Source organism: Erythrobacter sp. AP23, assembly GCF_001542855.1.
Lineage (GTDB): Bacteria > Pseudomonadota > Alphaproteobacteria > Sphingomonadales > Sphingomonadaceae > Qipengyuania.
Genome location: NZ_LNBY01000012.1, coordinates 169,458 through 195,552 on the forward strand (window position 1 = coordinate 169,458; position 26,095 = coordinate 195,552).

Annotated in this window: 26 protein-coding genes; 4 read left to right on the forward strand and 22 right to left on the reverse strand. The window is 65.5% G+C overall.

Features of this window, described 5'->3' with window-relative positions; genetic code table 11:
* Window positions 1-48 precede the first annotated feature (48 nt).
* From ftsZ to ASS64_RS06245, 20 genes are all read right to left on the reverse strand, one after another.
* Complete coding sequence (gene ftsZ / locus ASS64_RS06150; RefSeq protein WP_067691385.1) at window positions 49-1,845, reverse strand: cell division protein FtsZ; 1,797 nt, start codon at window positions 1,843-1,845, stop codon at window positions 49-51.
* A 134-nt stretch (window positions 1,846-1,979) separates the two neighbouring features.
* Window positions 1,980-3,266, reverse strand: coding sequence for a cell division protein FtsA (gene ftsA, locus ASS64_RS06155; protein ID WP_067691387.1), 1,287 nt, complete (start codon window positions 3,264-3,266; stop codon window positions 1,980-1,982).
* On the reverse strand, window positions 3,266-4,174 hold the full coding sequence (locus ASS64_RS06160) for a cell division protein FtsQ/DivIB (RefSeq protein ID WP_067691390.1): 909 nt from the start codon (window positions 4,172-4,174) through the stop codon (window positions 3,266-3,268). Before ASS64_RS06160 ends, ftsA begins: the two co-directional genes overlap by 1 nt.
* A complete protein-coding gene (locus tag ASS64_RS06165; RefSeq protein ID WP_198147664.1) occupies window positions 4,167-5,168 on the reverse strand; it encodes a D-alanine--D-alanine ligase in 1,002 nt (333 codons plus the stop codon). Before ASS64_RS06165 ends, ASS64_RS06160 begins: the two co-directional genes overlap by 8 nt.
* Window positions 5,138-6,064, reverse strand: coding sequence for a UDP-N-acetylmuramate dehydrogenase (gene murB / locus ASS64_RS06170; RefSeq protein WP_067691660.1), 927 nt, complete (start codon window positions 6,062-6,064; stop codon window positions 5,138-5,140). Before murB ends, ASS64_RS06165 begins: the two co-directional genes overlap by 31 nt.
* 44 nt (window positions 6,065-6,108) lie before the next feature.
* A complete protein-coding gene (murC, locus tag ASS64_RS06175) occupies window positions 6,109-7,533 on the reverse strand; it encodes a UDP-N-acetylmuramate--L-alanine ligase (RefSeq protein ID WP_067691396.1) in 1,425 nt (474 codons plus the stop codon).
* Window positions 7,530-8,726: an undecaprenyldiphospho-muramoylpentapeptide beta-N-acetylglucosaminyltransferase gene (gene murG / locus ASS64_RS06180; protein WP_067691399.1), complete on the reverse strand. Its 1,197-nt coding sequence runs from the start codon at window positions 8,724-8,726 to the stop codon at window positions 7,530-7,532. The genes murC and murG overlap by 4 nt, the downstream gene beginning before the upstream one ends.
* A complete protein-coding gene (locus ASS64_RS06185; RefSeq protein ID WP_067691662.1) occupies window positions 8,723-9,940 on the reverse strand; it encodes an FtsW/RodA/SpoVE family cell cycle protein in 1,218 nt (405 codons plus the stop codon). Before ASS64_RS06185 ends, murG begins: the two co-directional genes overlap by 4 nt.
* Before the next feature lie 47 nt (window positions 9,941-9,987).
* Window positions 9,988-11,271 carry a UDP-N-acetylmuramoyl-L-alanine--D-glutamate ligase gene (gene murD, locus ASS64_RS06190; protein WP_067691402.1) on the reverse strand — a complete coding sequence of 428 codons (1,284 nt, stop codon included), beginning with the start codon at window positions 11,269-11,271 and terminating at the stop codon, window positions 9,988-9,990.
* Complete coding sequence (gene mraY, locus ASS64_RS06195; RefSeq protein WP_067691405.1) at window positions 11,268-12,338, reverse strand: phospho-N-acetylmuramoyl-pentapeptide-transferase; 1,071 nt, start codon at window positions 12,336-12,338, stop codon at window positions 11,268-11,270. The genes murD and mraY overlap by 4 nt, the downstream gene beginning before the upstream one ends.
* 18 nt (window positions 12,339-12,356) lie before the next feature.
* Window positions 12,357-13,823: a UDP-N-acetylmuramoyl-tripeptide--D-alanyl-D-alanine ligase gene (gene murF, locus ASS64_RS06200; protein ID WP_067691408.1), complete on the reverse strand. Its 1,467-nt coding sequence runs from the start codon at window positions 13,821-13,823 to the stop codon at window positions 12,357-12,359.
* Window positions 13,820-15,292 carry a UDP-N-acetylmuramoyl-L-alanyl-D-glutamate--2,6-diaminopimelate ligase gene (locus ASS64_RS06205; protein WP_067691412.1) on the reverse strand — a complete coding sequence of 491 codons (1,473 nt, stop codon included), beginning with the start codon at window positions 15,290-15,292 and terminating at the stop codon, window positions 13,820-13,822. Before ASS64_RS06205 ends, murF begins: the two co-directional genes overlap by 4 nt.
* The gene (locus tag ASS64_RS06210) at window positions 15,289-16,992 is read right to left on the reverse strand and encodes a penicillin-binding protein 2 (RefSeq protein WP_067691664.1); all 1,704 of its coding nucleotides are present in this window, start codon (window positions 16,990-16,992) and stop codon (window positions 15,289-15,291) included. The genes ASS64_RS06205 and ASS64_RS06210 overlap by 4 nt, the downstream gene beginning before the upstream one ends.
* 62 nt (window positions 16,993-17,054) lie before the next feature.
* On the reverse strand, window positions 17,055-17,561 hold the full coding sequence (locus tag ASS64_RS06215) for a hypothetical protein (protein ID WP_083508208.1): 507 nt from the start codon (window positions 17,559-17,561) through the stop codon (window positions 17,055-17,057).
* Window positions 17,561-18,499, reverse strand: coding sequence for a 16S rRNA (cytosine(1402)-N(4))-methyltransferase RsmH (gene rsmH, locus ASS64_RS06220; protein WP_067691415.1), 939 nt, complete (start codon window positions 18,497-18,499; stop codon window positions 17,561-17,563). Before rsmH ends, ASS64_RS06215 begins: the two co-directional genes overlap by 1 nt.
* Window positions 18,496-18,996 (reverse strand): division/cell wall cluster transcriptional repressor MraZ, encoded by a 501-nt coding sequence (locus ASS64_RS06225; RefSeq protein ID WP_369815357.1) that lies wholly within the window; start codon window positions 18,994-18,996, stop codon window positions 18,496-18,498. Before ASS64_RS06225 ends, rsmH begins: the two co-directional genes overlap by 4 nt.
* Before the next feature lie 344 nt (window positions 18,997-19,340).
* Window positions 19,341-20,081: a hypothetical protein gene (locus tag ASS64_RS06230; RefSeq protein ID WP_067691422.1), complete on the reverse strand. Its 741-nt coding sequence runs from the start codon at window positions 20,079-20,081 to the stop codon at window positions 19,341-19,343.
* A 4-nt stretch (window positions 20,082-20,085) separates the two neighbouring features.
* Window positions 20,086-20,448 (reverse strand): hypothetical protein, encoded by a 363-nt coding sequence (locus ASS64_RS06235; protein ID WP_157075100.1) that lies wholly within the window; start codon window positions 20,446-20,448, stop codon window positions 20,086-20,088.
* 31 nt (window positions 20,449-20,479) lie between these two features.
* Entirely contained in the window at window positions 20,480-21,496 is a 1,017-nt protein-coding gene (locus ASS64_RS06240) for a cysteine synthase A (protein WP_067691428.1), read from the reverse strand.
* Between the two features lie 300 nt (window positions 21,497-21,796).
* The gene (locus ASS64_RS06245) at window positions 21,797-22,114 is read right to left on the reverse strand and encodes a 2Fe-2S iron-sulfur cluster-binding protein (protein ID WP_067691431.1); all 318 of its coding nucleotides are present in this window, start codon (window positions 22,112-22,114) and stop codon (window positions 21,797-21,799) included.
* Between the two features lie 90 nt (window positions 22,115-22,204).
* Here ASS64_RS06245 and ASS64_RS06250 point away from each other — a divergent pair, with 90 nt between their 5' ends.
* Both ASS64_RS06250 and ASS64_RS06255 read left to right on the forward strand, forming a co-directional pair.
* Window positions 22,205-22,822 (forward strand): DNA-3-methyladenine glycosylase, encoded by a 618-nt coding sequence (locus ASS64_RS06250; protein WP_067691434.1) that lies wholly within the window; start codon window positions 22,205-22,207, stop codon window positions 22,820-22,822.
* Window positions 22,823-22,872: 50 nt separating this feature from the next.
* Window positions 22,873-23,679 carry an SDR family oxidoreductase gene (locus ASS64_RS06255; protein WP_067691437.1) on the forward strand — a complete coding sequence of 269 codons (807 nt, stop codon included), beginning with the start codon at window positions 22,873-22,875 and terminating at the stop codon, window positions 23,677-23,679.
* A 3-nt stretch (window positions 23,680-23,682) separates the two neighbouring features.
* Here ASS64_RS06255 and ASS64_RS06260 read toward each other — a convergent pair whose 3' ends face one another.
* The gene (locus ASS64_RS06260; RefSeq protein WP_067691439.1) at window positions 23,683-23,976 is read right to left on the reverse strand and encodes a 4a-hydroxytetrahydrobiopterin dehydratase; all 294 of its coding nucleotides are present in this window, start codon (window positions 23,974-23,976) and stop codon (window positions 23,683-23,685) included.
* 58 nt (window positions 23,977-24,034) lie between these two features.
* Between ASS64_RS06260 and ccmA the strand changes: the two genes are divergently transcribed.
* Window positions 24,035-24,616 carry a heme ABC exporter ATP-binding protein CcmA gene (gene ccmA, locus ASS64_RS06265; RefSeq protein ID WP_067691442.1) on the forward strand — a complete coding sequence of 194 codons (582 nt, stop codon included), beginning with the start codon at window positions 24,035-24,037 and terminating at the stop codon, window positions 24,614-24,616.
* On the forward strand, window positions 24,613-25,266 hold the full coding sequence (locus ASS64_RS06270; RefSeq protein ID WP_067691445.1) for a heme exporter protein CcmB: 654 nt from the start codon (window positions 24,613-24,615) through the stop codon (window positions 25,264-25,266). Before ccmA ends, ASS64_RS06270 begins: the two co-directional genes overlap by 4 nt.
* Here ASS64_RS06270 and map read toward each other — a convergent pair.
* On the reverse strand, window positions 25,263-26,090 hold the full coding sequence (gene map, locus ASS64_RS06275; RefSeq protein WP_067691448.1) for a type I methionyl aminopeptidase: 828 nt from the start codon (window positions 26,088-26,090) through the stop codon (window positions 25,263-25,265). The two genes, ASS64_RS06270 and map, sit on opposite strands and share 4 nt — an antisense overlap.
* Window positions 26,091-26,095: the final 5 nt, after the last annotated feature.

Here is a 26,095-nt window from a genome sequence, read left to right on the forward strand (position 1 = left end):
TGCCCTTCCTCGCAGCCCGGGCGTTAACCCGCGCTGACCCGGCTGTGACTACTGGTTGTTCTGACGTCCGAGGAACCGCGGGATGTTGAGCCCGCCGCTGCTGCTCTCGCCACTTCCCTCCTCCTCGTCGTCTTCGGTCTCCGCGTTGCTCGCCCCGCGTGAGAGATTGGCCATGCGCTCGAACAGCGTATTGCCGGGGAGCGATCCGGATCCGCCACCGGCGCCCTGACCGCCAGCCGGAGCATCGGTGCCGGATGCGCCGCCGGCCGAACCTTCGCCGGGTTGCGCGGGTTGTTTGCGGCCGGGCTTGGTAGCCAGCGGGCTTTCCCCGGCGAGATGTTCGTCGCCGAGTTCGAATTCGTCCTGCGGTTCCCGGGAATCCTCGCGCATGTCGCCCGACAGGTCGAGCGGCGGACGGTCCTCGCTCCAGCCACCCTCGGTCGGAGCACCGCCGAATTCGCTATCCTCGGCAGGCGGGGGAACCCCATCGCCATCGGGCCCATCGAAGCGCTCGGTATGCTCGTTGCGCAGTCCGGCCAGCGGATCGACGATCTCGTCGACATCGTCATAGCCGTCCTCGTCTTCCTCTTGGGAAGAACCCGAAGTTGCCGGCGAAAGACCGAAGGGCCGGGCACTTTCCTCGCCCTCGGCTTCATCGGTCAGGTCGAGCGCATCGGCCTCTGCTGTAACCGGCTCGGGCTCGGAGGCCGGTTCCGGCGCCGGCGTGGGCTGCGGCTCGGGATCGGCCGAAAGACCCTCGTTCAGCTCGAACGGCTCTTCCTCGGCGACACTGTCGCTGGACAGGTCGAGGGCCGGGCGCTTGGGCGCGCTGCTTTCGCGCATCGAGAAGGAACGCGTGGATGCCGCGGGCATCGAGCCATTCTGTTCGATGCCCGTTGCGACCACCGAGACGCGGATCTTGCCCTCGAGGTCGGGATTGAACGCGGAGCCCCAGATGATGTTGGCATCTTCATCGACCAGTTCGCGAATATGATTGGCCGCTTCGTCCACCTCGAGAAGCTTCATGTCCTCCCCGCCGATGATCGAGATGATCACGCCCTTGGCACCGGTCATCGAAACGCCGTCGAGCAGTGGATTGGCGATAGCGTGCTCGGCCGCTTCGAGCGCGCGGTTGTCGCCCTCGCCCTCGCCGGTGCCCATCATCGCCTTGCCCATCTCGCTCATTACCGAACGGACATCGGCGAAGTCGAGATTGATGAGGCCCGGCATGACCATCAGGTCGGTGATCGAACGCACGCCCTGCTGGAGCACTTCGTCGGCCAGTTGGAAGGCTTCCTTGAACGTCGTTTCCGCCTTGGCGACCAGGAACAGGTTCTGGTTGGGAATGACGATCAGCGTATCGACATGCTTTTGCAGCTCGTCGATTCCCGCCTCCGCCGCGCGCATGCGGCGCGTGCCCTCGAACAGAAACGGCTTGGTCACCACGCCCACGGTCAGCACGCCCTTCTTGCGCGCCGCCTCGGCGATGACGGGGGCCGCGCCGGTGCCAGTGCCGCCGCCCATGCCGGCCGCGATGAACACCATGTTCACGCCGTCGAGCGCGTCCTCGATCTCGTCGACGGTTTCTTCGGCGGCGGCCTTACCCACTTCGGGACGCGCGCCAGCGCCCAAACCGCCGGTGATATCGGGGCCAAGCTGAATGCGTTTTTCGGACGCGGAGGTACTGAGAGCCTGGGCGTCGGTATTGGCGACGATGAAATCGACGCCCTCGATCTCTGCCGCCATCATATTGGCGATGGCATTGCCGCCCGCCCCGCCAACGCCCACGACCATTATCTTGGGACGAAGATCGTCGTCAGATGCCGGTCCGATATTGATACTCATCAAGAGTCCCCTGGGTATTCGTAAATCGCCTGCTGGCGTTATGTCACATCTCTGGCACAAAGCGAATCGCAGGTCGAAGCGATGTTTGCCTTATCCACAAGGGCTAAAGGCGGGTTTGCGCCGAGCATCAACCCTCAGAAATACTCGCGCACCGCTTGAAAGACACGGTTCACCAGACCCATGCCGCGATACCGTTTGGTAGGCTGGTAGCGCGGCCCGACCGAACGGATATCGATCGGATCGTCCGCAGCGTAGAGGCACAATCCGGCGAGCGCCGCGAAACCCGGCGTCGCATGGGCCTCGGGCAAGCCTTGCAGGGCCGGCGGCTTGCCGATGCGCACCGGCTGACCAAGTGCCCCTTGCATGAACTCGGCGATACCGTGCAATTCCGCTCCGCCGCCGGTCAGGACCACCTGCCCTCCCTGACCGCCCGAGAAGCCCAGAGCCTTCAGGGCCTTTCCGATCTCGGCAGTCGCCAAGCCGAGCCGGTCGGTGACGATCGAAACGAGCTCGGCCCGGGCGATGCGATTGTGCTCATCCGCACCGCGGGCGAGGCGACCGCCGGGATCTTCTCCGGGGCCGTTGACGGGAATCATCTCGCGGTGGTCGGTGGGCGTCGCGATGGCTGAGCCCGCAACGCATTTGAGCCGTTCGGCCTGGCTGCGGCGAATGCCCAGCGATGAGGCGATCGCATCGGTAATGTCGTTCGAACCACTGGGTATCGACTTGAGGCCCAGCAGCATCCCCCCGGCATGGACGGAGACATTGGTTACCTGCGCACCGATCTCGACCAGCGCCACGCCGAGATCGCGCTCCTCGGCGCCCAGGCAAGCATAAGCGGCAGCCAGCGGGCTCGCGACCACGCCTTCCACGTCGAGATGCGCGGTCTGCACCGCCTCGATCAGATTGCGCACCGGCGCGCCTTCGGCCAGCGTCACATGGACATCGACGCCGAGCGCCTCGGCATGGAGGCCCTTGGGGTTGGCGACCCCATGCGCCCCGTCGAGCGTGTAATGCGCGGGCTGCGCGTGCAGCACCATCCGCCCGTCGGGGTGCAGATGGTCGCGCGCGGCATAGAGCAGGTGCTCGATATCGTCCTCTTCGATGCGCCTGCCGCCAATGGCGATCTCGACGCTCGAAATCTTGCTCGACAGCCCCGCCCCGGCACAGCCGATCCACACGCTCTGGATCGAGGTATTGGCATTGGCCTCGGCCTTCTCCACCGCGGTACGGATCGCGTGGCTCGCCGCCCGCATATCCGTCACATATCCACGCTTGATCCCGTCGCTCGCGCGGTGGCTCGATCCCAGCACGACCATTTCGCCGCCCTCGGCCTGCCCCATGATCATCGCCGAAACGCGGAACGAACCGATGTTCACGGCACCAAAGATTCGGGTGATGCGCGGCTGCTGGCTGGCCACTATTCGCCCCGTCCGTTGAGCGCCATCTGCTTGGGGCACGGCCCCTCCTCGCAGCGCAGATAGGCACGATCGGGCACGCGCATGTCGATCGCGATGGGCTTGCCACCAATCAGGCGGTGCATGCCGTCCAGCTGGGCGAACTTGACCAGCGCGGGCGGGCCGAGATCGCCTTCGGGAAGAGCCAGCAGCTGGCCTGTCTTGAATGTCAGGTTCCAGCGCCGGTTGCCGACCCATTCGGCCGAGGCGATCTGCGGTTTCAGCGCGGGGGCGGCATCGAGCAGCCTGCCCAATTCCTCCACCTGGCGCGCGGCACCCGGCCCCTCGATCAGCAACTTGCCCTCGGCATTCTCAGCACTGATCGGCTCGAGCGCGTTGCCCTCCCGATCGATCAACACCAGGCGGTCGGGTTTCTTCAGTACCGCGTGAGGAACGCGCTCGACGATATCGATCTTGAGTGTGTCGGGCAGCTGGCGCGATACGCGTGCGTCGGCCACCCACGGCAATTCGAGCAGCCGCTCGCGCACATCCTCCAGCTCGATCAGGGGCATCGGTCGATCGCGCTCGGCCAGCACACGCTCGTAAACCAACTGCTCGTTCATGCGCTCCACCCCCGAAACGCGCACGCGGCTGACCTCGAAGCCCGAACGCGAGGCGGATTTGGCCAGCTCCGTCCGCGCCAGTTCGGGCACGCCGGCATAACTCGCGATGGTCCAGGCGATGCCTGCGCCGGCGACGATAATGACGAACAGGAAGAACTTGTGCCACTGCTCCTCGGTGAAGGGGAGCGCAGCCATCGCCCGGTCGAGCAGACCGCTGGTGTGGCGCTTGGCGGCGCGGGCCTTCTGGCTGCGGTTCTGCGCCGCAGCCGAGCGGCGAACGCCGGTGGGTTTGCGCTTGACCTTAGCCATCACCGCCACCGATATCGGCCGAATGGTGGCGTAGCGCGGCCGCGACTACCAGCTCGCACAGCTCGCCATACTCGATGCCGGCATGCTTCGCCTGTTCGGGCACGAGGCTCAAGGGCGTCATGCCCGGCTGGGTATTGGTCTCGAGGACGAAGAGGCCGTCCTCGCCCTGCTCCTCGTCCCAGCGGAAATCGGTCCGGCTGGTGCCGCGACAGCCGAGCACCTTGTGCGCCTTGAGCGCATATTCGAGGCACAGATCGGCAATGTGCTGCGGGATATCCGCCGGGCAGACATGATCGGTCATGCCGTCGGTATACTTCGCATCGAAATCGTAAAACCCGCTTTTGGGCTTGAGTTCGGTCACCGCCAGCGAGCGCGGTCCGTTCGCGAAATCGACCACCGCAGCCGTCATCTCGCGCCCCCTGATATAGGGTTCGGCGAGAAGCTCCGCGAATTCCTGCCAGGGGCCCTCGGCATCGCGCGCGATGGGGTTGCCGTAATTGCCCTCGTCGGTGACGATCGCCACACCGACCGAGCTGCCTTCGTTGACGGGCTTGAGCACATAGGGGCGCGGCATCGGGTCGCGTTCGAACAGATCGGCGCTTTTGACGATGCGCCCACCGGGCATGGGGATGCCGTGCGGCACCAGCGCCTGCTTGGTCAGCTGCTTGTCGATCGCAATCACGGAGGTGGCGAGGCCCGAATGGGTATAGGGCACGCCCATAAGATCGAGCATGCCCTGCACAGTCCCATCCTCGCCCGGCACGCCGTGAAGCGCGTTGAAGACGACATCGGGTGCGGCCTCGGCAATCCGCGCGGCAACCTGCCGGTCCATATCGATCCGCGTGACTTGGTGCCCGCGCTCTTCCAGCGCGCTGGCGACACCTTCGCCCGACATCATACTGACGGACCGCTCATTGGCCCAGCCACCCATGAGAACGGCAATGTGCAATTTCCTGACGAGGGTCACGGCCGCCCCACACGCTGGATTTCCCATTCGAGTTCGACGCCCGAATGCTCGTAGACGCGGCGCTTCACTTCCTCACCGAGTCCCTCGATATCGGCGCTGGTCGCATTGTCGACATTGATGAGAAAATTGGTGTGCTTCTCGCTCACTTGTGCGCCGCCCATGCGCAGGCCCCGGCAACCGGCGGCATCGACCAGCTCCCAGGCCTTCCTGCCCGGCGGGTTCTTGAAGGTAGATCCGCCCGTCCTGGTGCGCAGCGGCTGCGAGTTTTCACGTGCTTCGCCGATTTCGTCCATCTTCGCCCCGATAGCTTGGGGGTCACCGGGCTCGCCCTGGAACCGCGCGCGCACGACCACCGCGCCATCGGGCAGCGCGGAATGGCGATAGGTGTATTGCAGGTCTTTCGCAGGCAGCGTGATCCATTGGCCATTGGGCATGATCACGTCGCAATCAATCAGCACGTCGGATACCTCGCGGCCATATGCCCCGCCGTTCATCCGCACGAAGCCCCCGACGGTTCCGGGAATGCCGCGCATGAACTCGAGCCCCGCGATACCCGCGTCGCGGGCGGTCGAGGCGACGAGGATGCCATGCGCCCCGGCGCCGCAGGTCAGCGTGTAATCGTCGCCTGTCTCGATCCCGGCAAAGGGCTTACCCAGCTTGACGACGACGCCGGGAACACCGCCATCGCGCACGATGAGGTTCGAGCCGAGGCCCAGCGCCATGACCGGCAGGTCGCCATCCAGCCGTTCGAGAAACAGTTTGAGATCGTCGAGATCGGCGGGTTCGAAAAGCCAGTCGGCCGCCCCGCCGCTCTTGAACCAGACCAGCTTGGCCAAAGGCGCGTCGGGCGTGAGCTTTCCGCGCAGACCTTGGGTCTCGATGGGCGCAGCAATCCCGCCTTCCACCTCGCAATCGGGAGCCATTCCGGTGTCCGCGTTCCAGACATCGTTCGGCTGGTCGATACTGCTCATGCCGTACTGGCCTTTGCGATGCCGTTGGTGAGGCCTGCCGCCCATTGGGTGATGTCGCCCGCCCCGAGGCAGACGACGAAATCGCCAGCGCGCAGATCGGCAGCCAGCTTTTCAGCCAGGTCCGTTTCGTCTTGGACCGTGCGCGCCGCGCGGTGGCCCCGCGCCTTGAGACCGGCAACCAGCGCATCGGCGTCTACGCCCTCGATCGGATCCTCGCCCGCGGCATAGACCGGCGTTACATAGACCTCGTCGGCTTCGTTGAAGCAGCTCTGGAACTCGTCCATCAGATCGCGCAGGCGGGTGTATCGATGCGGTTGGACCACGGCGATGACGCGGCCCTCGCCGGCGCTTTCGCGCGCTGCTCCCAAGACAGCCCTGATTTCGACCGGGTGGTGGCCGTAATCGTCGATGATGGTCGCCACGCCCCTGCCGCTCGGCACCTCGCCGACCTTGGTGAAACGCCGGCGGACACCGCCGAAAGCGGAAAACCCGTTGCAGATGACATCGTCCGGGCAGCCCATCTCGATCGATACGGCGATCGCGGCGAGGGCGTTCTGGACGTTGTGGCGACCGGGCATGGGAAGGCGCACGCCTTCGATCCTGCGATCCTCCTGCCCGCGCCGCCGGACGATCACGTCGAAGCAATTACCGCCAGCATCGGGGCGGATGTTCACGCCGCAGATGTCGGCCTGCAGGTTGAAACCGTAGGTCACGACATTGCGATCGCGCACCTTGCCGATCACCGCCTGCACTTCGGGGTGGTCGATGCACAGGATCGCGGCGCCATAGAAGGGCACATTGTGGATGAACTCGACGAAGGCATCCTTCACCCCGTCGAAATCGCCGTAATGGTCGAGGTGCTCGGGGTCGATGTTGGTGACCACGGCAATGGTCCCGTCGAGCCGCAGGAAGCTGCCGTCGCTTTCGTCGGCCTCGACCACCATCCATTCGCTGTCGCCGAGCCGCGCGTTGGAGCCATATTGCTCGATGATCCCGCCGTTGATCACGGTGGGGTCGATATTGCCCGCATCGAGCAGCGCAGCGATCATGCTTGTCGTGGTGGTTTTGCCATGCGTCCCGGCCACCGCGACGGTCGATTTGAGCCGCATCAGCTCGGCCAGCATTTCCGCGCGGCGTACCACCGGGATGCGGTTTTCCAGCGCATAGGCGACTTCGGGATTGGTCCGCTTCACCGCCGTGGACGTGACTACGACTGCCGCCCCTTCGACGTTTTCCGGCGCATGCCCGATGGCGATCGTGATCCCGCGCTTGCGCAGGCGCTCGACCGTCGGGCTCTCCTTAACGTCGGAGCCCTGCACGCTGTAGCCGAGGTTATCCATCACCTCGGCGATGCCCGACATGCCGATGCCGCCGATTCCGACGAAGTGGATTGTGCCGATATCTGTCGGGACGCCCCTCATTCCGCCCTCTCCCGAGTGGCACCCTGCCCGGCGGGAAGGCCCTGCGACGCACCGCGCGCGGTGTTGCCGCCCACACGGATGACATCCATCATTTCCGCCCCGCCGAAGCTCTCCACCAGGTCCGCAAGGTCTTCGACCGCCTTGGGCCGGCCGCAATTCCAGGCCGCATGCGCGGCCTTGGCGAGTCCCTGGGGGTTCTCGGCGAGCGCCTTGATCTGCTTGGCCAGTTCCTTGCCGGTGAACCGTTCCTGCCGGATCATCCGCGCCCCGCCCGACTTGGCGAGTTCGCGCGCGTTGGCGGCCTGGTGATCGTCGGTCGCGATCGGCAAGGGGATCAGGATCGCCGGACGACCGACCGCCGTCAGCTCGGCAACGGTCGAGGCGCCCGCGCGGCCGATGAACAGATGCGCATCGGCCAGCCGCGCGGCCATATCCTCGAAATAGGTCGCGAGTTCGGCAGGAATCCCGTGGCTCCGGTAACGTTGGCGCACTGCCTCGAGGTCTTCCGGCCGGCATTGCTGTGTCACTTGCAAACGCTGTCGCAGTGCGGGTGGTAGCATGGAGAGGCCGTCCGGAACGACTTCGGACAGCACCCGCGCGCCCTGGCTGCCGCCGGTCACCAACACGCGCAGCAGGCCATCTTCGGTAACGGCGGGAAACGGTTCGTCGCGCAAGGAAAGCACGCCCGCGCGCACCGGATTGCCGACGAGATGGACCTTTTCCGCATGCTTGGCGTCGAGGCGTTCGACTTCGGGATAAGCGGTGGCAATCGCATCGACGCGGCCCGCGAACAGCCGGTTCACCCTGCCCAGCACGGCGTTCTGCTCATGTACCACCGTAGGCACGCCCGCGCTGGTCGCGGCAAGGAGCGATGGCAAGGATGGATAGCCACCGAAGCCGACCACGGCGCTCGGCTCGAAACTGTCGAACAGCCGCAGCGCCATGCGGCGGCCCTCCAGCACGGCCTTCGCTCCCTTGAACCAGGTCAGCGGGTTCTTGCCGAACCGTCCGGCGGGAATAACATGCGCGGGCATGAAGTCTGGCTTGCCGGGGATATCGGCCCCGCGCGCATCGGTAATCAGCGCGACATGGTGGCCGCGGCGATCCAGCTCGGTGGCCAGCGCGAAGGCGGGCAGCAAGTGCCCGCCCGTACCCCCGGCCGCGAGGACATAGTGTCGGCTGGCGCCCGTCATGGCTGAATCTCCCGGCGTGCGGAACCCGTGTGGTTTTTCATCGGGGCCGTCTGCCCGATGCCGAGCCTGTCGCCAAGTCCCCTGGTTTTGCTTTTCAGGAACGGGTTTCGCCGCGTGATTGCCAGCATGAGCCCGACATTGAGGCAGATGGCAATGGTCGAGGAACCACCGTAGCTGACCAGCGGCAGCGTCATGCCCTTCGACGGGAAGAGCTGCAGATTGACGAGAATGTTGATGAAGGCCTGCCCGCCGAGCAGCGCGATCAGCCCCGCACCCGCGAGCAGTGCGAACAGATCCTCCTCGTCGATCAGCCGCATCAATACGCGCACGACTATGGCCAGATAGAGCAGCACGATCAGGCCGCAGGCGATCAGCCCGAACTCTTCGCCGATCACGCTGAAGATGTAGTCGGTATGCGCTTCTGGAAGGCTCATCTTGCGGATGCCGAGGCCGTAACCCGCACCTGTCCACCCGCCCGCGAGCAATGTGCGGCTGGCGAGGTCGACCTGGTCGAAGGCCGTGCCGCCTCCGAGGAAAGCATCGATCCGGTGGCGCGCGTTGTCATAGAGGAAATAGGTCGCGGTAAGGCCCGCAATCCCGCCACCGACAACCGCGCCGAGCCGCTTTACGTCGACGCCCGAAAGCACGACCATCACGAACCATACGCCGCCGAATAGGATGGTGCCGCCGAAATTGGGCTGCATCATCATCAGTGCGGCGATCAGCGCGAGATAGGCGGTCACGATGCCAAGCACGGGCAGGTTGGGATCGCGCATGCGCCAGCTCAGGATCCAGGCCATGGCGACGGCAAAGCCGGGCTTCAAAAACTCGGACGGCTGGAATTGCATGCCGAGATTGATCCAGCGCCGCGCACCGTTGATCTCGACGCCGATCAGCGGGACCAGGAAGAGCAGACCGGTCATGCCTGCAGCGAGCACGATTCCGAGCCGTCGCGCATTCTCGCGTGCCAGCATCGAGATGCCGAGCAGCGTGCCGAGCGCGAGCACCTGCCAGGCGAGATGGCGATAGAAAAAATAGAGAGGGTCGAGCGTTTCGCTGGAGGTCGAGAGGCGGTCGGCGCTGGCCGGGCTGGCGGCGGCGACGGCGATGGTGCCGAAGCTCATCAACAGCAACACGAGCAACAGCAGCACGCGATCGATCTCACGCCACCAGATCTTGAGCTCGGACCAGCGCGAAAGCTTGCCCTTCGGCATATGCGCGGGCTGGCGCTTTCCGGGGACATAGGGCTGCGTGGTCGAGTTCACCTCAGCCCCTCCACCAGCGAGCGGAAATGGTCGCCACGAGCCTCGAAATCGCGATACTGGTCGAAGCTGGCGCAGGCGGGGGACAGCAGGACGGTATCGCCCGCCTCGGCCTTCGCAACGGCTTCGCTCACCGCACGGTCGAGCGTTTCGCACTGTTCGACCGGCACGCGGCCCTCCAGCAGCGCGGCGAAGTCCGGACCGGCCTTGCCGATGGTGTAGGCGGCCTTCACATGGCCCAGCTCGGCTTCGCACTCGCCCAGCCCCGGCTCTTTGGCGAGTCCGCCGAGGATCCAGTGGATGTTGTCGAACGCCGCGAGAGCGGGGGCGGAGGCGGCGGTGTTGGTGCCCTTGCTGTCGTTAACATAGACAACGCCGGAAATCTCCGCGACGCGCTCCATGCGGTGGGGGAGGCCCGGATAGGTGCGAAGTCCCTCGGCTATTTGCTCGTCAGTCAGGCCAAGGTCATTACAGACTGCCGAAGCAGCAGCAGCGTTTTGCTGATTGTGCGGCCCTTGCAGTGTTGGACAATCAGACAAATGACCCACATCGACGTCGCCGATGAACTGGATCAACGGATCTTCGGCGGTCTCCAAAACGTCTTCGTCCGCTTCGGCCCGATCATCGACCACGGCAAAGCGCCGAGGCGACTGCATCTCGAACAGCCGCGCCTTGGCCGCCGCGTACTTCCCGAAATCTCCATCATACCGGTCCAGATGGTCGGGCGTGATGTTCAGCAGCACCGCCACGTCGCAATCCAGCGAATAGGTCAGGTCGATCTGGTAGCTCGACAGCTCCAGCACATAGACCCCGCCTTCAGGCAGCGGCTCCTGCTCGAGAATCGGCAGGCCGATATTGCCGCCCATGGTGGTCGGCAGGCCCGCCTCTTTCAGGATGTGATGGACCAGCGCGGTGGTGGTCGACTTGCCGTTGGTGCCGGTAATACCGACGACCTTGTGCGGCGGCAGGTGCTCGCGCGCCTGGGCGAACAGTTCCACGTCGCCGATCACCGGGACACCGAAGCTATCCGCATGCGGCTTGATCGGGTGCGTGTTGAGTGGAACGCCGGGGCTGACGACCACGCCCGCATAGCCAGTGAGGTCCGCCTCCAGCGGATCGCCGATGGCGCAGCGCCCGGCAAAGGGCTCGCGCGCCTCGGCGCGGTCGTCCCACACCAGCACGTTGGCACCGGCAGCCAGCAGCGCCTCGACCGTCGCCCGGCCGGAGCGCGCGAGGCCTAGCACCGCGTATTTCTTGTCCTTCCAGGCGGGCGATGCGATCATCTGAGCTTGAGCGTTGCGAGCCCCATGAGCGCGAGCACGATCGACACGATCCAGAAGCGGATCACGACCTTGCTCTCCGACCAGCCGAGCTGTTCGAAATGGTGGTGGATCGGCGCCATGCGGAAGACGCGCTTGCCGGTGCGTTTGAACCAGAACACCTGGATGATGACGCTGAGTGCCTCGAACACGAACAGCCCGCCGACCACCGCCAGCACGATCTCGTGATGAGTCGCCACAGCGATTGCGCCGAGCGCCCCGCCCAACGCAAGGCTGCCGGTATCGCCCATGAATACGGCGGCGGGCGGCGCGTTGAACCACAGGAAGGCCAGCCCCGCCCCCATGATGGCAGCGCAGAAGATCGCCAGTTCACCCGCCCCCGCGACATGCGGGATGCCGAGATAGTCGGAATAATCGACGCGGCCCACGAGATAGGCGATCAGGGCAAAGGTACCGGCGGCGATAATCACCGGCATGGTCGCGAGCCCGTCGAGTCCGTCGGTCAGGTTGACCGCATTGCCCGCCCCCACGATCACGATGGCGGCGAAAACATAGTAGAAAACGCCCAGTTCGACCCCGAAGTCATTGACGAAGGGTACGTAGACGAAGGTGCTGATCTGGCTAACGGTGATATAGGCCGCCACGCCCGCCACCGCGAATTCCATCAGCAACCGCACACGCGCCGAAACGCCCTTGTGGCTGGCCTTGGAGACCTTGTCGAAATCGTCGAGGAAGCCGATCAGGCCGAAGCCCAGCGTGACGGCGAGACACGACCAGATGAATGGGTTGCGCAAGTCCATCCAGACCAGCACCGACAGTGTCAGGCTGATGAGGATCATCAGCCCGCCCATGGTCGGCGTGCCGCGCTTGGCGAGGTGCGATTGCGGACCGTCCTCGCGGATCGGCTGCCCCTTGCCCTGGCGAACGCGCAGCATGTCGATGAAGCGCGGACCGATGACGAGGCCTATGACCAACGCGGTCATCAGCGTCGCGCCCGCACGGAAGGTTTGGTAGCGCACGAGGTTGAAGATGCCTTCGAAATTCAACCATTCGGCGAGGAGATACAGCAAGCTAGCCTCTCGTCGCGCCTAACCGGCGCGGGTGAAATGATCCACGAGCCGGCCGAGACCGACCGAGTTGGAACCCTTGATCAGCACCGCATCGCCCGCGACGACACCGAAGTCTTCGAGTAACTCGACCGCCTCGTCGGCCGTCTGGCAATGCGCCCAGGCGATCGGCTTGCCAAGGACGCAGCCCTCCGGTTTCCCCAGTTCCCGCGCGAGGTAGGTCATCTCGTCACCGACTAGAACGGCAAAGTCGACATCGGCGGCCAGCAAGGGTTCGGCGAGCGCGGCGTGGAACTGCGGGCCGAAATCGCCCAGTTCCTTCATCGAGCCGAGCACGGCGATGCGGCGACCCGAAGGAGTCTGGCCGAGCTGCGCCAGCGTGGCGCGCATGCTGGCGGGATTGGCATTGTAACTCTCGTCGATCAACAAAGCCTTGCCGCCGGGTACATCGATCCCGTGACGCGCGCCTCGGCCCTTGAGCCCGCCCATTTCGGCAAGCGCGAGGCCGGCCGCAGCCATGTCTCCGCCCGCCGCACGCACGGTCGCCATGACCGCGAGCGAGTTAACCACCCAGTGATCGCCGGGTTCGGCGACGGTGTAGCACAGCCGTCCTTCGGGGAATTCGCAGGTCACGAGGCTGCCGCCATTGGCGCTGGGGATGGCGTCGAGCAAGCGCACGTCGGCGAAGCGTGCCTTGCCGAAGCTGACGACCCGCGCCCCTGCGCGCAGCGCGGCAAGCTTGAGGCGCTGGTAATACTCGCTGTCGGCAGGGAGCACCGCGACGCCGCCCGGTTCGAGCCCGGCAAAGATTTCCGCCTTGGCGTCGGCGATCGCCTCCATGCTGCCGAGGTTTTCGATATGCGCCGGGGCGATGGTAGTGATCACCGCGACATGCGGACGAACCTGGGTGGTCAGCCCTTCGATCTCGCCCGCGTGGTTCATGCCCATCTCGAACACGCCGAAACGGCTGCGCACGGGCATGCGCGCAAGGCTGAGCGGAACGCCGACATGGTTGTTGTAGCTGCGCGTCGAACGATGCGCGGCCCCGCGGCTGGCGCGCTCGAGGCTGGCGAAGATTGCTTCTTTGACGCCGGTCTTGCCGACCGAGCCGGTCACGCCGATGATTTTCGCCTCAACCCGGCTGCGCGCCGCGCGGGCAAGTGCCTTCAGCGCTTCGGTCGTGTCCTCGACCAGGATGTGCGGCCAGTCAACCGGGCGATCGACGATTGCGCCGGATGCGCCATTGGCGAAAGCCTTGTCGAGGAAGCGATGGCCGTCCATCGTCTCGCCCTTGAGCGCAATGAACAGATCGCCATTGACCACGTCGCGGCTGTCCATCTCGACGCCCGCGACCTGGAAATCATGGCTTGCGGTGCCGCCCACGGCTTCGGCGATGCTCTGCGCATCCCACAGCGTCAGCGGCAAGCGGTCGCGCGGGTCGGCAGGCCATTCGAGATAGGCCGGATGGCGCAGGATTGCCGCGCTCATGCGTCACCTCTGGCAATTTCCGCCGCGCATTCGCGCGCGACCTCGACGTCGTCGAAGGGCAACACCCGCATGTTCTCTCCCGATCCGATGATCTGACCCGTTTCATGTCCCTTGCCGGCGATAAGGACGATATCGTCCGCACCCGCTTCGGCGATGGCTGCGAGGATGGCTTCGCGACGTCCGCCAACTTCGCGTGCCTGCGGCGCGCCTGCAAGCACCTGGCGGCGGATTTCCGCAGGATCCTCGCCGCGCGGATTGTCGTCGGTGACGATCACGAGGTCGCTGGCCTTTGCGGCCGCTTCACCCATGGGCGCGCGCTTGCCGTGATCGCGGTCGCCGCCCGCCCCGAATACGGTGATGAGCCTTCCCGAAACATGCGGTCGCAATGCCGCGATTGCAGCTTTAAGCGCGTCGGCGGTATGCGCATAATCGACATAGACCGGCGCCCCCGACGGCGCGATGACCGCACGCTCGAGCCGTCCGCGCACGGGCTGCAGGCGCGCGACCGCATCCCAAACGAGCCCCGCCTCGATTCCGGTCGCCAGCGCAAGGCCGGCCGCAGTCAGCGCGTTTGACACCTGGTAGGCGCCGATCAGCGGCAGATTAATCGTCCGGCTCTTGCGCTCGTGCTCGACCGTGAGCGACTGGCCCAGCTGGGTCGGCTCGCGCCTGGTCAGCCGGATCGCCTCGCCCTGCTCGCCGACGGTCATGATGGCGAGCCCGCGTCGCTCGGCATGTTCGATCACGCGCGCGTTCCAGCCGCTTTCGCCCGATCCCATCCAGATCACCGCCGTGGCATCGTCCGAGACGACCTCGTCGAAGAGGCGCATCTTGGCAGCAAAATAGTCTTCCATATCCGCGTGATAGTCGAGATGGTCGCGGCTGAAGTTGGTGAACCCCGCAGCCATGACGGGCACGCCTTCGTTGCGATATTGCGAAAGGCCGTGGCTCGATGCCTCGTAGGCGACATGCGTCACGCCTTCGCGCGCAAGCCCGCTGAGGTTGGACAGAAAGGTGACGATGTCGGGCGTCGTCAGCCCGGTCGAAACGCTCTCGTCCGGCGTCGTCACCCCCAGCGTGCCGACGCTCGCCGCGCGCTCGCCCGCCATGCGCCAGATCTGGCGCGTCATCTCGACGGTCGAAGTCTTGCCATTGGTGCCGGTGACCGCGACGATATGCTCGGGGACGGGCCTATAGAAACACGCGGCCAGATCCGCGAAGGCGCGGCGCGGGATATCGTCGGCGATATGGATCACACCCTCGACCGCCGCCTCGGGCCTCGCGACGACTGCCACGGCGCCGCTTTCGATTGCGGCGGGGATGAAATCCTCACCATTGACCCTGGTGCCCTGGAACGCGCCGAACACGGTGCCGGGCGCAACCTTGCGGTTGTCGATCGCAAAACCCGTCACGTTTGCCTCGGCATCGCAGGCGATCCCCGCCTCGGCGCAGAGCTTGGCAAGCTTCACTTGTTCGCCTCCGGGATCAGCGGCTTGATATCCGAAATGTCGACGTCGCGCGTATCGTCGGGACGCACGCCGATCAACGGGCCGATTCGCGGCACCAACCGCCCGACGATGGGTGCGGCGTTCCACGCGGCGGTCCGCTGGTACGAGCTGGCAAGCGTACCGCGCGGCTCGTCGAGCATGGCGATCACGACATAGCGCGGGCGATCCATCGGGAAGGCCGCGGCAAAGGTCGATACCAGCGCGGTCCGGCGATAACCTGCCTTGCCGCCGGGTTTTTCTGCCGAACCGGTCTTGCCGCCCACGCGGTAACCCGGCGCATCGGCGTTCTTGCCGGTACCATAGATCGAGGTCGCGCGCAGGATCTGGCGCATCCGGCTCGAGGTCGAGGCCTTGAACACGCGGCGGCCCTTGGGCGCTTCGCCCGGCCCCAGTTTCCTGAGCGTCGCCGGGCGCCAGATACCGCCATTGACCATGGCCGCATAGGCGCTGGCAAGGTGCAGCGGGGTGACGGCGATCCCGTGGCCATAGCCGACCGTCATCGAGCGCAGCCGCGGCCATTTCTCACCCGGCCAGATCGGGAATCCCTTGGCCGGGAGCTCGATATAGGGGCGCTCGTTCATGCCGAGATCGATCATGGTCCGGCGCATCCGCTCGGGGCCCAGTTCGTCGACAACGCGGGCGGTTACGGTGTTGGAGGAATGGATCAGCGTCTCGACCACATTGAGATCGTCACCCATGTCGTGGCTGTCGCGGATGCTGAACCGCCCGACCTTGACCGGGCTGGCATCCCAACGGCGCCCGAGATTGCGCACCACGCCCGCATCGATGGCCGCAGCGACCGAGAGCGGCTTGAAGGTCGATCCGAGTTCATAGACCTGGTTGGTCACCCGGTTGAACATGAGCTTCTGACCGCGCGCATCGATCTTGTTGGGGTCGAACTCGGGTAGCGAGGCCAGCGCAAGCACTTCACCCGTGTCGACATCGAGCACGATCCCCGCCGCGCCCTGCGCCTCGACCAGCTTCATGCCGCGCCGCAGTTCGTCTTCCAGCGCGCCCTGGACGCGCGAATCGATCGACAGGGCTACCGGTGTTCCCCGCGTTGCGGGGTTGGACAGCTGGGCATCGAGCACCTGCTCCATACCGACACGCCCCTTGCCGTCCGCGGCGACATAGCCGAGCACGTGGGCGGCCATCGACCCTTGCGGATAATGGCGGTCGTTCTCCATCGGCATTTCGAGCGCCAGCTCGCCGATTTCCTGCACGCGATTGGCTTCTTCGGGCAGGACGCGGCGGCGGATATAGCCCTGTTTGCCGGAGGCCAGCTGCGCGGCGACGGCCTCTTCGTCGAGGTCGGGGAAGATCGCCTTGAGTTTGGCGGCGACGGTTTCGGGATCGCGCACCAGCGGCGCGCCCTCCTCCCCCAGCGCCTTGGGATTGAACCACAGCGCATAGGCGGGAAAGGCGCGCGCGAGCGGCACGCCGTTGCGATCGGTGATCTCCCCGCGTGGCGGCAGCAGAGCCTCTTCGAGCGAGGTGCCGCGCATGCCGTGATCCGACATGCCGAGATAGCCGATCCGCACCAGCGCCATCAGCGCCACGAAGGCGAAGCCCAGCGCGATCCACAGGATGCGAAAGCGTGCGAGAGTAAGCGAGCGATGGCGGATAGTGACGAGCTGGACGCGGCCGGATGCCACCGCCATGCTGACCGCCCCATGCCCGCTTCTGCCCGCGGCCACGGCGGGGCCGAAGCCGGTGAAGGCGTTCACTGGCTCACCTCGGCAACAGCGGTCCTGCCGACCGTCGGGCTCGCTAGGCGCTCGGCAAGGCCGCCCGCGGCCGCGAGCTCGCGGCGTTCGGGCCGCCGGTCTGCATCGTCGGCCTTGTCATCCTCGATCCACTCGGCGAACAGGCTTTCGCTTTCGGGCGCGGGGCGGTTGAGCGCGACGCGCACCGGCGCCGGCGCATCAATCCCGCGCGGCGCGCCCAGTACGGCAAGCTGACGCTCGCTTTCGAGATACTGGTCGGCACGCGGTGCGGAATAGCCGAATTCCACAGCGTTCCAGTCGGACAGCTGCTGCTGGCTGGCGCGGGTTTCGAACTCTGTTTCGAGCATGAGCTTGGCACGCTGCGCAGCAATGATCTGGCGTTCGGCGAGGCGTACGTCGCTCTTCACCGCATTGACCTTGAAGGTCAGCGCGAGAAGCAGGGCGAAGCACACGCCGAGCACCAGCGCCCAGCCGATCTGCCTGATGCGCGACCCGCCAACCATTACGCCGCCTCCCGCGCAGGGGTTGCGGTGCGGGTGGCGTGGCGCAGCACCGAGGAGCGCGCACGCGGATTGCGCTCGATCTCGGCCGCGCCCGGCTTGATCGCCTTGCTGACCTTCGAAAAGACCGGATCATCCTGCGCCACCATAGGGACGTGACGCGAGGCGCTCGGGGTTGAGGACGCCTCGCGCAGGAAGCGCTTGACGATCCGGTCTTCGAGACTGTGAAAGCTGACCACCGCAAGGCGGCCCCCTTCGCACAGCAGGTGTTCGGCGGCCGACAGACCCTGGGTCAATTCGTCGAGCTCGCCGTTCACGTGGATCCTGACGGCCTGGAAGGTGCGGGTGGCCGGATCCTTCTTGTCGTGCGGCTTGTGGCCCAGCGCCTTGCGCACGACCCGCGCCAGCTCGCCGGTGGTCTCCAGCGGACGCGCGGCGACGATAGCGCGCGCGACCCGGCGCGACTGGCGCTCTTCGCCATAGGTATAGAGGACATCGGCGATCGCCTTTTCGTCCGCCGTATTGAGGAAATCGGCAGCGCTTTCGCCGTCCTGGCTCATGCGCATGTCGAGCGGCCCGTCAACCGAGAAGGCGAACCCACGATGCGCCTGGTCGAGCTGCATCGAGGACACGCCGATATCCATCACGACCCCGTCGACCCTTGCAACACCGGCCGACGTCATGACGTCGAGCATTTCGGAAAAGCGGTGCGGATGAAGAACGAGGCGCGGCGGATTTTCCTCCGTCTCGCGCCAGGTGCGACCCGAGGCCACGGCATCGGGATCCCGGTCGAAGGCATGCACCGTCGCGCCGCGATCGAGCAGCGCGCGCGTATAGCCGCCCGCGCCGAAGGTCGCGTCGATCACGACGTCGCCCGGCTTCGGATCGAGCGCTTCGATCACTTCGTCTAGCAGGACGGGAATGTGCGGGGCGCCGGTCATTTGCCCCCGCCCTTCCCGGACTTCGCCTTCGCGTCGGCGAGGAAGCTCTCGCACGCGGCCTTGGCGCCCGCCCAGTCGTCGCCCATCTGGGCCAGCTCGCTCGGGTTCCACAGCGTGAAGAAGCGCCCGCCGCCCTGGAAATAGAGCCCGTCCTCGATCCTGCCGAGTACGCGCAGGTGATCGGGCATGACGAAACGGCCGCTGTCGTCGAACGGCATTTCCTGGAAGCCGAACAATTGGCTGGACCGCGTATCGCGGTCGAATTCCTTGCCGAGGCGCACGGCGAGCTCTTCCTCGCGGTCGAGCTGGGCTTCGAGTTCGGGCTTGCGGCTGAGACCGAAGCCGACGAGGCAGTTCCAGCCGGGATGCTTCATCAGACACAGCACGCGGCCGTCGCTGCTTTCCTTGACGGCCTTGCGGAACAGTGGCGGAAGCACGAAGCGGCCCTTGTCGCCCGCGGGCGAATAGGCCTGACCGCTGTACCCTCCGAAAGACACTGTCCCCATTCCCCGAAACGGTTCTACTTACCTCCTCACCAGGCAGCACCTTTCCGCACTCGCCCATGCGAATGGGCGAGCCGCTCCGCCCGCGGGCCGAGCGCGCATAGACAGTGCTGTCCGATGTCTTGGCGGTTTACCTCGGGACAGGCGGGGATGGAAGGGAAAATTGCGGGATTTTACGGGATAAGCCCGCAAATATCTGTTTTATAAATATTTTTTGACGGCCTTACGTCTCGAATTGCCTAACACTTTCTGAACGAAGACTATGGAAATCAACGCAATTCCGCGGAGTCGCAGGAGGCATCCCGCAAATCCCGGCCTGCTTCCCGCAATTTCCCGTGTCAATTCGCGGACGACTGCCGGTCGGCGGCAAGCGGTGCGAGAAGGTCCCACAGGGCATCGCGGCGAGCCTGCGGGAGCGGTCCGCTATCCTCCCAGTCCAGCAGGGCAGCATCTGCGAACAAGAGTGCCTCCCCCGCGCCGCGCGCGCAGCGCGCCACCAAACCGTCGCCATCGACCTCACAGGACCGGTCACCGGCACCGGTATCCGCTTCGGTAAAGCGGCCCCGCAGGTTGACAGGAAATCCGCGGCCATTCCACGCGACCTCGCGCTCGCCTTCCGGCTGGCCCTCGTCGAACTGCAGCGCCACTCCCCAATGCGAAAAAATGGGCGAAAGCAACACGACATCCTGCGGTCGGCGGCGGTCGCCGATCGGATAATGCGAATGGCGCGTGAGCATCGGATCGGCCAGGATCACGGCCCGTCCGCCTTGTGACACCCATTCGTCGAAGGATGCGTTTTCCGATGGCGCAAGCGCGCGTGGCTGGGCAAGGATCACCCGCTCCAGTCCTGACAGCGCATCGGGTTCGAGCGTGTCGAGCGGGACAAGTTCGAACCGCGTCTCCAATTCGGCGCGCACCCAGTTCTGCTCGGCCTCGCCATCGAGGATTTCGCCGAAATCGCCTTCGCCCCAGTAGATCGGCAGGCTGGTGAAAAGGCCCACGCGCGGCTTGGGCAAGGTCTCTTCGCCCGCCTGCCCCGGAGCACAGGCAGCGAGAACCAGTGCGAGGACTGCGGACAATACGCTAATTCGTGGCAGGCGGAACATCGATATCGGCCTGCGCACCGGGGGTCGGCGTGGCGGCTGCGGTCGGCGTCGGCTGGACAGGCAAGTCGGGTACGACGCCGGCCTCGACCAGGGGGTCATTCTGCGGCGGAGCCTGTGTCGGCTCGGTCGTGGGTGCGGCAGCGGGCACGGTAGTCGCATCGGTTTCGGCAGCACGGTCCTGGATGATGCTGGCAAGGCCGACCAGCAGGATCATCATCACGATGCCGGTAATGCCGATTTGCAACCGCTGCACGGTACGCTCGCGACGGGCATCGTTGCCGGGCACGTCGGGCAGTTCGCCCACGGGCGGTTTGCGGCTCATGTCGAAAAATTGGGGCACGCGCATTAGCCTAGGGGTCCCGGCCCGCCAGTCAATCGCCCGATTGCAACCAGTCGAATACGGGCAGGTTTTTCGACGCCAGCCACTCGGCGTTGTAGAGCGTCGACAGGTAACGAAAACCGTTGTCGCACAGGATCGTGGCCACGCGCGGGTTCTCGCGTCCCTCGTCGACGAGCTGCCTGCCCAGCGCGATCGCGCCCGCGACATTGATCCCGCTCGACAGGCCGAGACACAGTCCCTCCTCGCGCAGCAGGCGCGCCACCCAGGCGAGCCCTTCCTCGTCCGAAATGCGAAATTGCGTATCGATGGGTGCGCCTTCGAGGTTGGCGGTAATGCGACCCTGGCCGATTCCCTCGGCCACCGACGAACCTTCTGCCTTGAGCTCGCCATGAGCGAAGTAGTTGTAGAGCGCCGCGCCATGCGGATCGGTCAGCGCGATAACGACGTTATCGTCGAATTCCTTGAGCCCCATGCCGACGCCGGCAATCGTCCCGCCGGTGCCCGCGGCGCAGGTGAAGCCGTCGATCCGGCCTTCCAGCTGCTCCCACAGCTCCTTCGCGGTGGTTTCGATATGCGCCTTGCGGTTGGCGGTGTTGTCGAACTGGCCTGCCCAGATCGCGCCATCGATTTCGCCCGCCATCCGGCGCGAGACGTGCTGGAAATGGTTGCAGTCCGCATATTTGGTCGGCGGGACTGTCACCAGCTCCGCGCCGAGCGCACGGATGGTGTCCATTTTCTCTTTCGACTGGTTGTCGGGCATCACGATGATCGTGCGATAGCCCAGCGCATTGGCAACCAGCGCAATGCCGATCCCGGTATTGCCGGCGGTGCCTTCGACGACCGTGCCGCCGGGCTTCAACTCGCCACGCTCCTCCGCATCGCGGATGATGTATAGCGCCGCGCGGTCCTTCACGCTCGCGCCCGGGTTGGCGAATTCGCACTTGCCGAAAATGTCGCAGCCGGCTTCCGCGCTCGGTCCTTCGAGGCGGACGAGCGGCGTATTGCCGATTAGGTCGAGCGTGTGCTCGCGTACGGGAATTGATGTCATGATGCGGGAGGTAGGCGCGCCGCAGCGGCGGTGCAAACTACATGCGCTTGCAGGGGGAATAGGGGGAGTGATTGTTTGTTGCGTGCGGGAAGCGCAGACGCGCTTCCCATGCGGCTGTGCCGTCCCGCTCCCCTCCCGGATATTTTGTTGGGTGCGGTCAGGACATCCGTCCTGACCTTGCTGTTCCATCCCGCTCCCCCTCCCGGCCACCCATAGAATACCGTGCCGTGGGTGGCCGGGAGGGGGAGCGGGATGGAACAGGGCGCAGCGACTGACGCAGTCAGGCGCGATCAGACGCCACTAGTCTTCCGGCGCGATCGTAACCTTCAACCCGTCGAGTTCCGCTGTAAACGGAATCTGGCACGACAGGCGCGAGGTGGCTTCGCGGTGGTCGGTCGATTCCAGCAGATCGTCCTCGTCCTCGCTCATTTCGGGCAGCTTGTCGGTAAAGGCCGCATCGACATGGACGTGACAGGTGGCGCAGGAACAGCAACCGCCGCACAGCGCCAGCAGCTCGTCGAAGCCGTTGTCGCGGATCGCTTCCATCACGGTCAGGCCGTCGGCGACATCGATTTCGCTGGTCTCGCCTTCGCGGGTGGTCACGATCAGTTTCGGCATTGCGCGTATCCTCGGTTGCAAAGGGCCACTCGTCGACCCTATGCGAGCGGCTGCTATTCAATCGCGGCGGGGAAGGCAAGCGTACTGGCCATGGGACTGACCAATGCACAATTGCGCGAACATCTCGATGCGGTCGCCGATGGCGACCCGGTGGTTGCCGCCGCGATCGAGCGCTGCGGATACCCCGAGGAGCGCATTCGCCCCATCGGGTACCGCACGTTGTTGCGCACGATCGTCGGCCAGCAGGTCAGCGTCGCCTCGGCGCAATCGGTATGGAACAAGCTCGAAGCGGAGCTTGGCGAGGACATGCATGCGCGGGAATTGCTCGCCCGCGATTTCGATACGCTGCGCGCCTGCGGTCTGTCGCGCCAGAAGCAGGGTTATGCGCGCTCATTGTGCGAGCTCGTCGCCAGCGGTGAACTCGACCTGGCCGACCTGCCCGAAGACGACGAGCAAGCCATCGCCGAATTGACCCGCATCAAGGGCATCGGTCGCTGGTCGGCCGAGATCTACCTGCTGTTCGCAGAAGGTCGCGCGAACATCTGGCCGGCTGGCGATCTCGCCGTACAGGAGGCAGTCGGCAGGCTGCTCGACCTGCCCGCACGCCCGAGCGAGAAGGAAACGCGCGCACTGGGGGACAAATGGAGCCCCTATCGCGGCGCGATGGCCATCTTCACCTGGCACACATACAACAACGCGGCACTCTAGCGCCGGGACACCAAGGCGGGGCGCACCAGGCCGCAAACGGGAGAGAATTCATGAGCGATCGCAAAGCGATTTTCATAACCGGGGGCGGCTCGGGCATCGGGCGGGCGGTCGCCCGCTATTTCGGTGAGCGTGGCTGGTTCGTCGGCCTGGGCGATATCGACAAGGCGGGCATGCGCGAGACCGAGGAAATGATAGGGCACGGCTTCACTTATTCGCATGTCTTCGACGTGCGCGACCGCGCTGCATGGGACGAAGCGCTGGAGGCTTTCTCGGTCGCTGCCGGCGGCCGGATCGACGTGCTGTTCAACAACGCCGGCATTCCGCTCGGCGGATCGCTGCTGGAAAACAGCACCGAGGAAATCGAACGCTGCCTAGACATCAATCTCAAGGGCGTTCTGTTCGGCGCGCAGGCCGCACATCCGTATCTGAAGAAGACCGCGCCCGGATCGTGCCTGCTCAACACCGCGAGCGCTGCCGGAATTTACGGAACGCCGGGCGCCAGCGTCTATTCGGCGACCAAGTTCGGCGTGCGCGCGATGACCGAGAGCCTCGACGGTGAATGGGCAGAGGACGGCATCAAGGTTCACTCGCTCATGCCCAGCTTCATCGATACGCCGCTGCTCGACCACAATCCCAACGCGCGCTCGAACGAAGGCATTCGCCAGCGGGTGCAGGAAGCAGGTCTGGAAATCACCCCGGCGGAAGAGGTCGCCGCCGCCGCATGGGCGGCCGTTCACGGAGAGAGATTGCACACGGTCGTCGGCAAGACGGCAAAGCGTATTGCCTTCGGTGCGCGCTGGATGCCCGGCCGGGTCCGCAAGCAGACCCGCGAATCCTTTCGCCCGCTGGGGCAGTAGGCCTCAGGCCAGCAACGCGTCGATCTTGCGCGCCATCTTGACGTCGCGCAGGCTCAGCCCGCCCGCGTCATGCGTGGTCAAGGTGACTTCGACGCGGTTGTAGACGTTGAACCATTCGGGATGGTGATCGCGGGTTTCCGCGATCATCGCCACGCGGGTCATGAAGGCGAAGGCTTCGGAGAAGTCGGCGAATTCGAACTTGCGCTCGATCGCCTTTCCGTCGCGCACGAGCGACCATCCGGTTAGGCCGCGCAGCCAGCTGTCGCGTTCTTCCTCGGTCAGTTGCTCGACAGTCATGGTATCCGAATCTCCTCTCGCTTGTCGCTCGCGCGCCTTTTGCCTATCGCCCCCGGTCATGCAAGCTCGCCTCGTCGCAAAGGATATTGCCTGCCGCCGGGGTGAGCGGCTGCTGTTCCGTGGCCTCTCGCTCGCCTGCGAGGCGGGCGATGCCTATCATATCACCGGAGCCAACGGGATCGGCAAATCGAGCCTGATCCGCATTCTTGCTGGCCTGATGCAGCCCTTCGCCGGGGCGGTCGAACGCGAGGGGGCGATGGGTCTGGTCGACGAACGGCTGGCGCTGGACGGCAATCGCTCGCTGGGTCAGGCGTTGGCTTTCTGGGAGGGTCTCGACGGCTCCCGCGATCCGGGCCGCGCCATCCAGCTGCTCCAGCTTGGCCCGCTGATGGACGTTCCGGTGCGCTATCTTTCCACAGGACAGAAAAAACGCGCCGCGCTTGCCCGGCTGATCAATCGTGGCAGTCCGATCTGGTTGCTCGACGAGCCGCTCAACGGGCTCGACGGCGAGGCGCAAAAGACTTTCGAAGCACTAATCGCGATCCATTGCAGCGGGGGCGGGATCGCGGTGGTCGCCTCGCACCAGCCGATCGCCCTGCCCTCGCCCAGGATCCTCGACCTTGCGAGGTATGCGGCATGATCGCCGCTCTGCTCAAGCGCGACCTCGGCCTGCTGGTCCCCGGCGGGCGTGGCGGCGGGAGTGTGCTGCCGCTGCTGTTTTTCCTCGCGGTGGCGATGCTTTATCCCTTTGCGGTCGGCCCCGACGCGCAATTGCTCGCACGCACCGGCGGCGGGGTAATCTGGGTCGCGGCCCTGCTGGCGGCGATCCTGCCGCTGGAAAAGTTGGTCACCGACGATCTCGAGGCGGGTGTGTTCGATCAGCTTCACCTGCGCGGCGTGAGCGAGGAACTGGCCATGGCCGTTCGCCTGTTCGCGCACTGGCTCGCTTTCGGCCCGCTGCTATTGCTGGCCACGCTGCCGGCGGCTGCCCTGCTCGGGCTGTCCGGCGAAACGACGCGCACGGTCCTGCTCGGCCTGCTCGCCGGGACGCCGGGCCTTGCCGCCGTGGGCCTTGCCGTTGCCGCGCTCACGGCTTCGCTTCGCGGCGGTGCAGCATTGGCGGGGCTGATGGTGATCCCGCTGGCGGTCCCGATCCTGATCTTCGGTGCCGGCGCCCTCGCGCGGCCCGATCCGGGTGCATTGCTGCTGACCGGTGCGATCAGCCTCGGCCTGTGCGCCCTCGCCCCCTTCGCCGCCGGAGCCGCAATTCGGGCCGCGCGGCAGGCTTAGTAAGGCGGCTTGTGCAGCCCCTTGAGGCTTTCGGTGAAGATTTCCACCCCGTCCTCGGTGATCCCGATCGAATGCTCGAACTGCGCCGAGAGAGACTTGTCGCGCGTCACGGCAGTCCAGCCGTCGCGCAGGACCTTGGCATGCGGGCGCCCCGCATTGATCATCGGTTCGATGGTGAAAAACATGCCGGGCTTGAGCTCGGGACCCGTGCCCGCGCGCGCCGCATGGATCACCTCGGGCGCGTCGTGGAACAGGCGGCCGAGGCCATGGCCGCAGAATTCCTGCACCACACCATAGCGGAACTGGCGCGCATGCGCTTCGATCGCGGCGCCGATATCGCCCAGCCGTGCACCCGGTTTCGAGGCGGCGTCGATCCCCAGCATCAGGCATTCATGGGTCACCTCGACCAGCCGCTTCGCCTTGATCGAGGGCTCGCCGGCAAAGAACATGCGGCTGGTATCGCCGTGCCAGCCGTCCAATAGCGGGGTCACGTCGATATTGACGATATCGCCTTCCTTGAGCGCCTTCTCCGACGGGATGCCGTGGCAGATCACGTGATTGATCGAAGTGCAGCAGCTGTGGGTATAACCGCGATAGCCCATCGTCGCGGGCACGGCGCCGGCATCGAGCATCATGGTCCGCGCAAGATCGTCGATCGCACCCGTGGTCACGCCGGGCTGCACGAAAGTGGTCAGCTCGTCGAGAATCTCTGCGGCCAGTCGCCCGGCCTTGCGCATGCCTTCGAAGCCTTCCGTCCCGTGGAGCTTGATGGTGCCGTCGCGATAGACGGTCTCGTCCGCATCGATTACCTGATATTCGGTCATGCGCC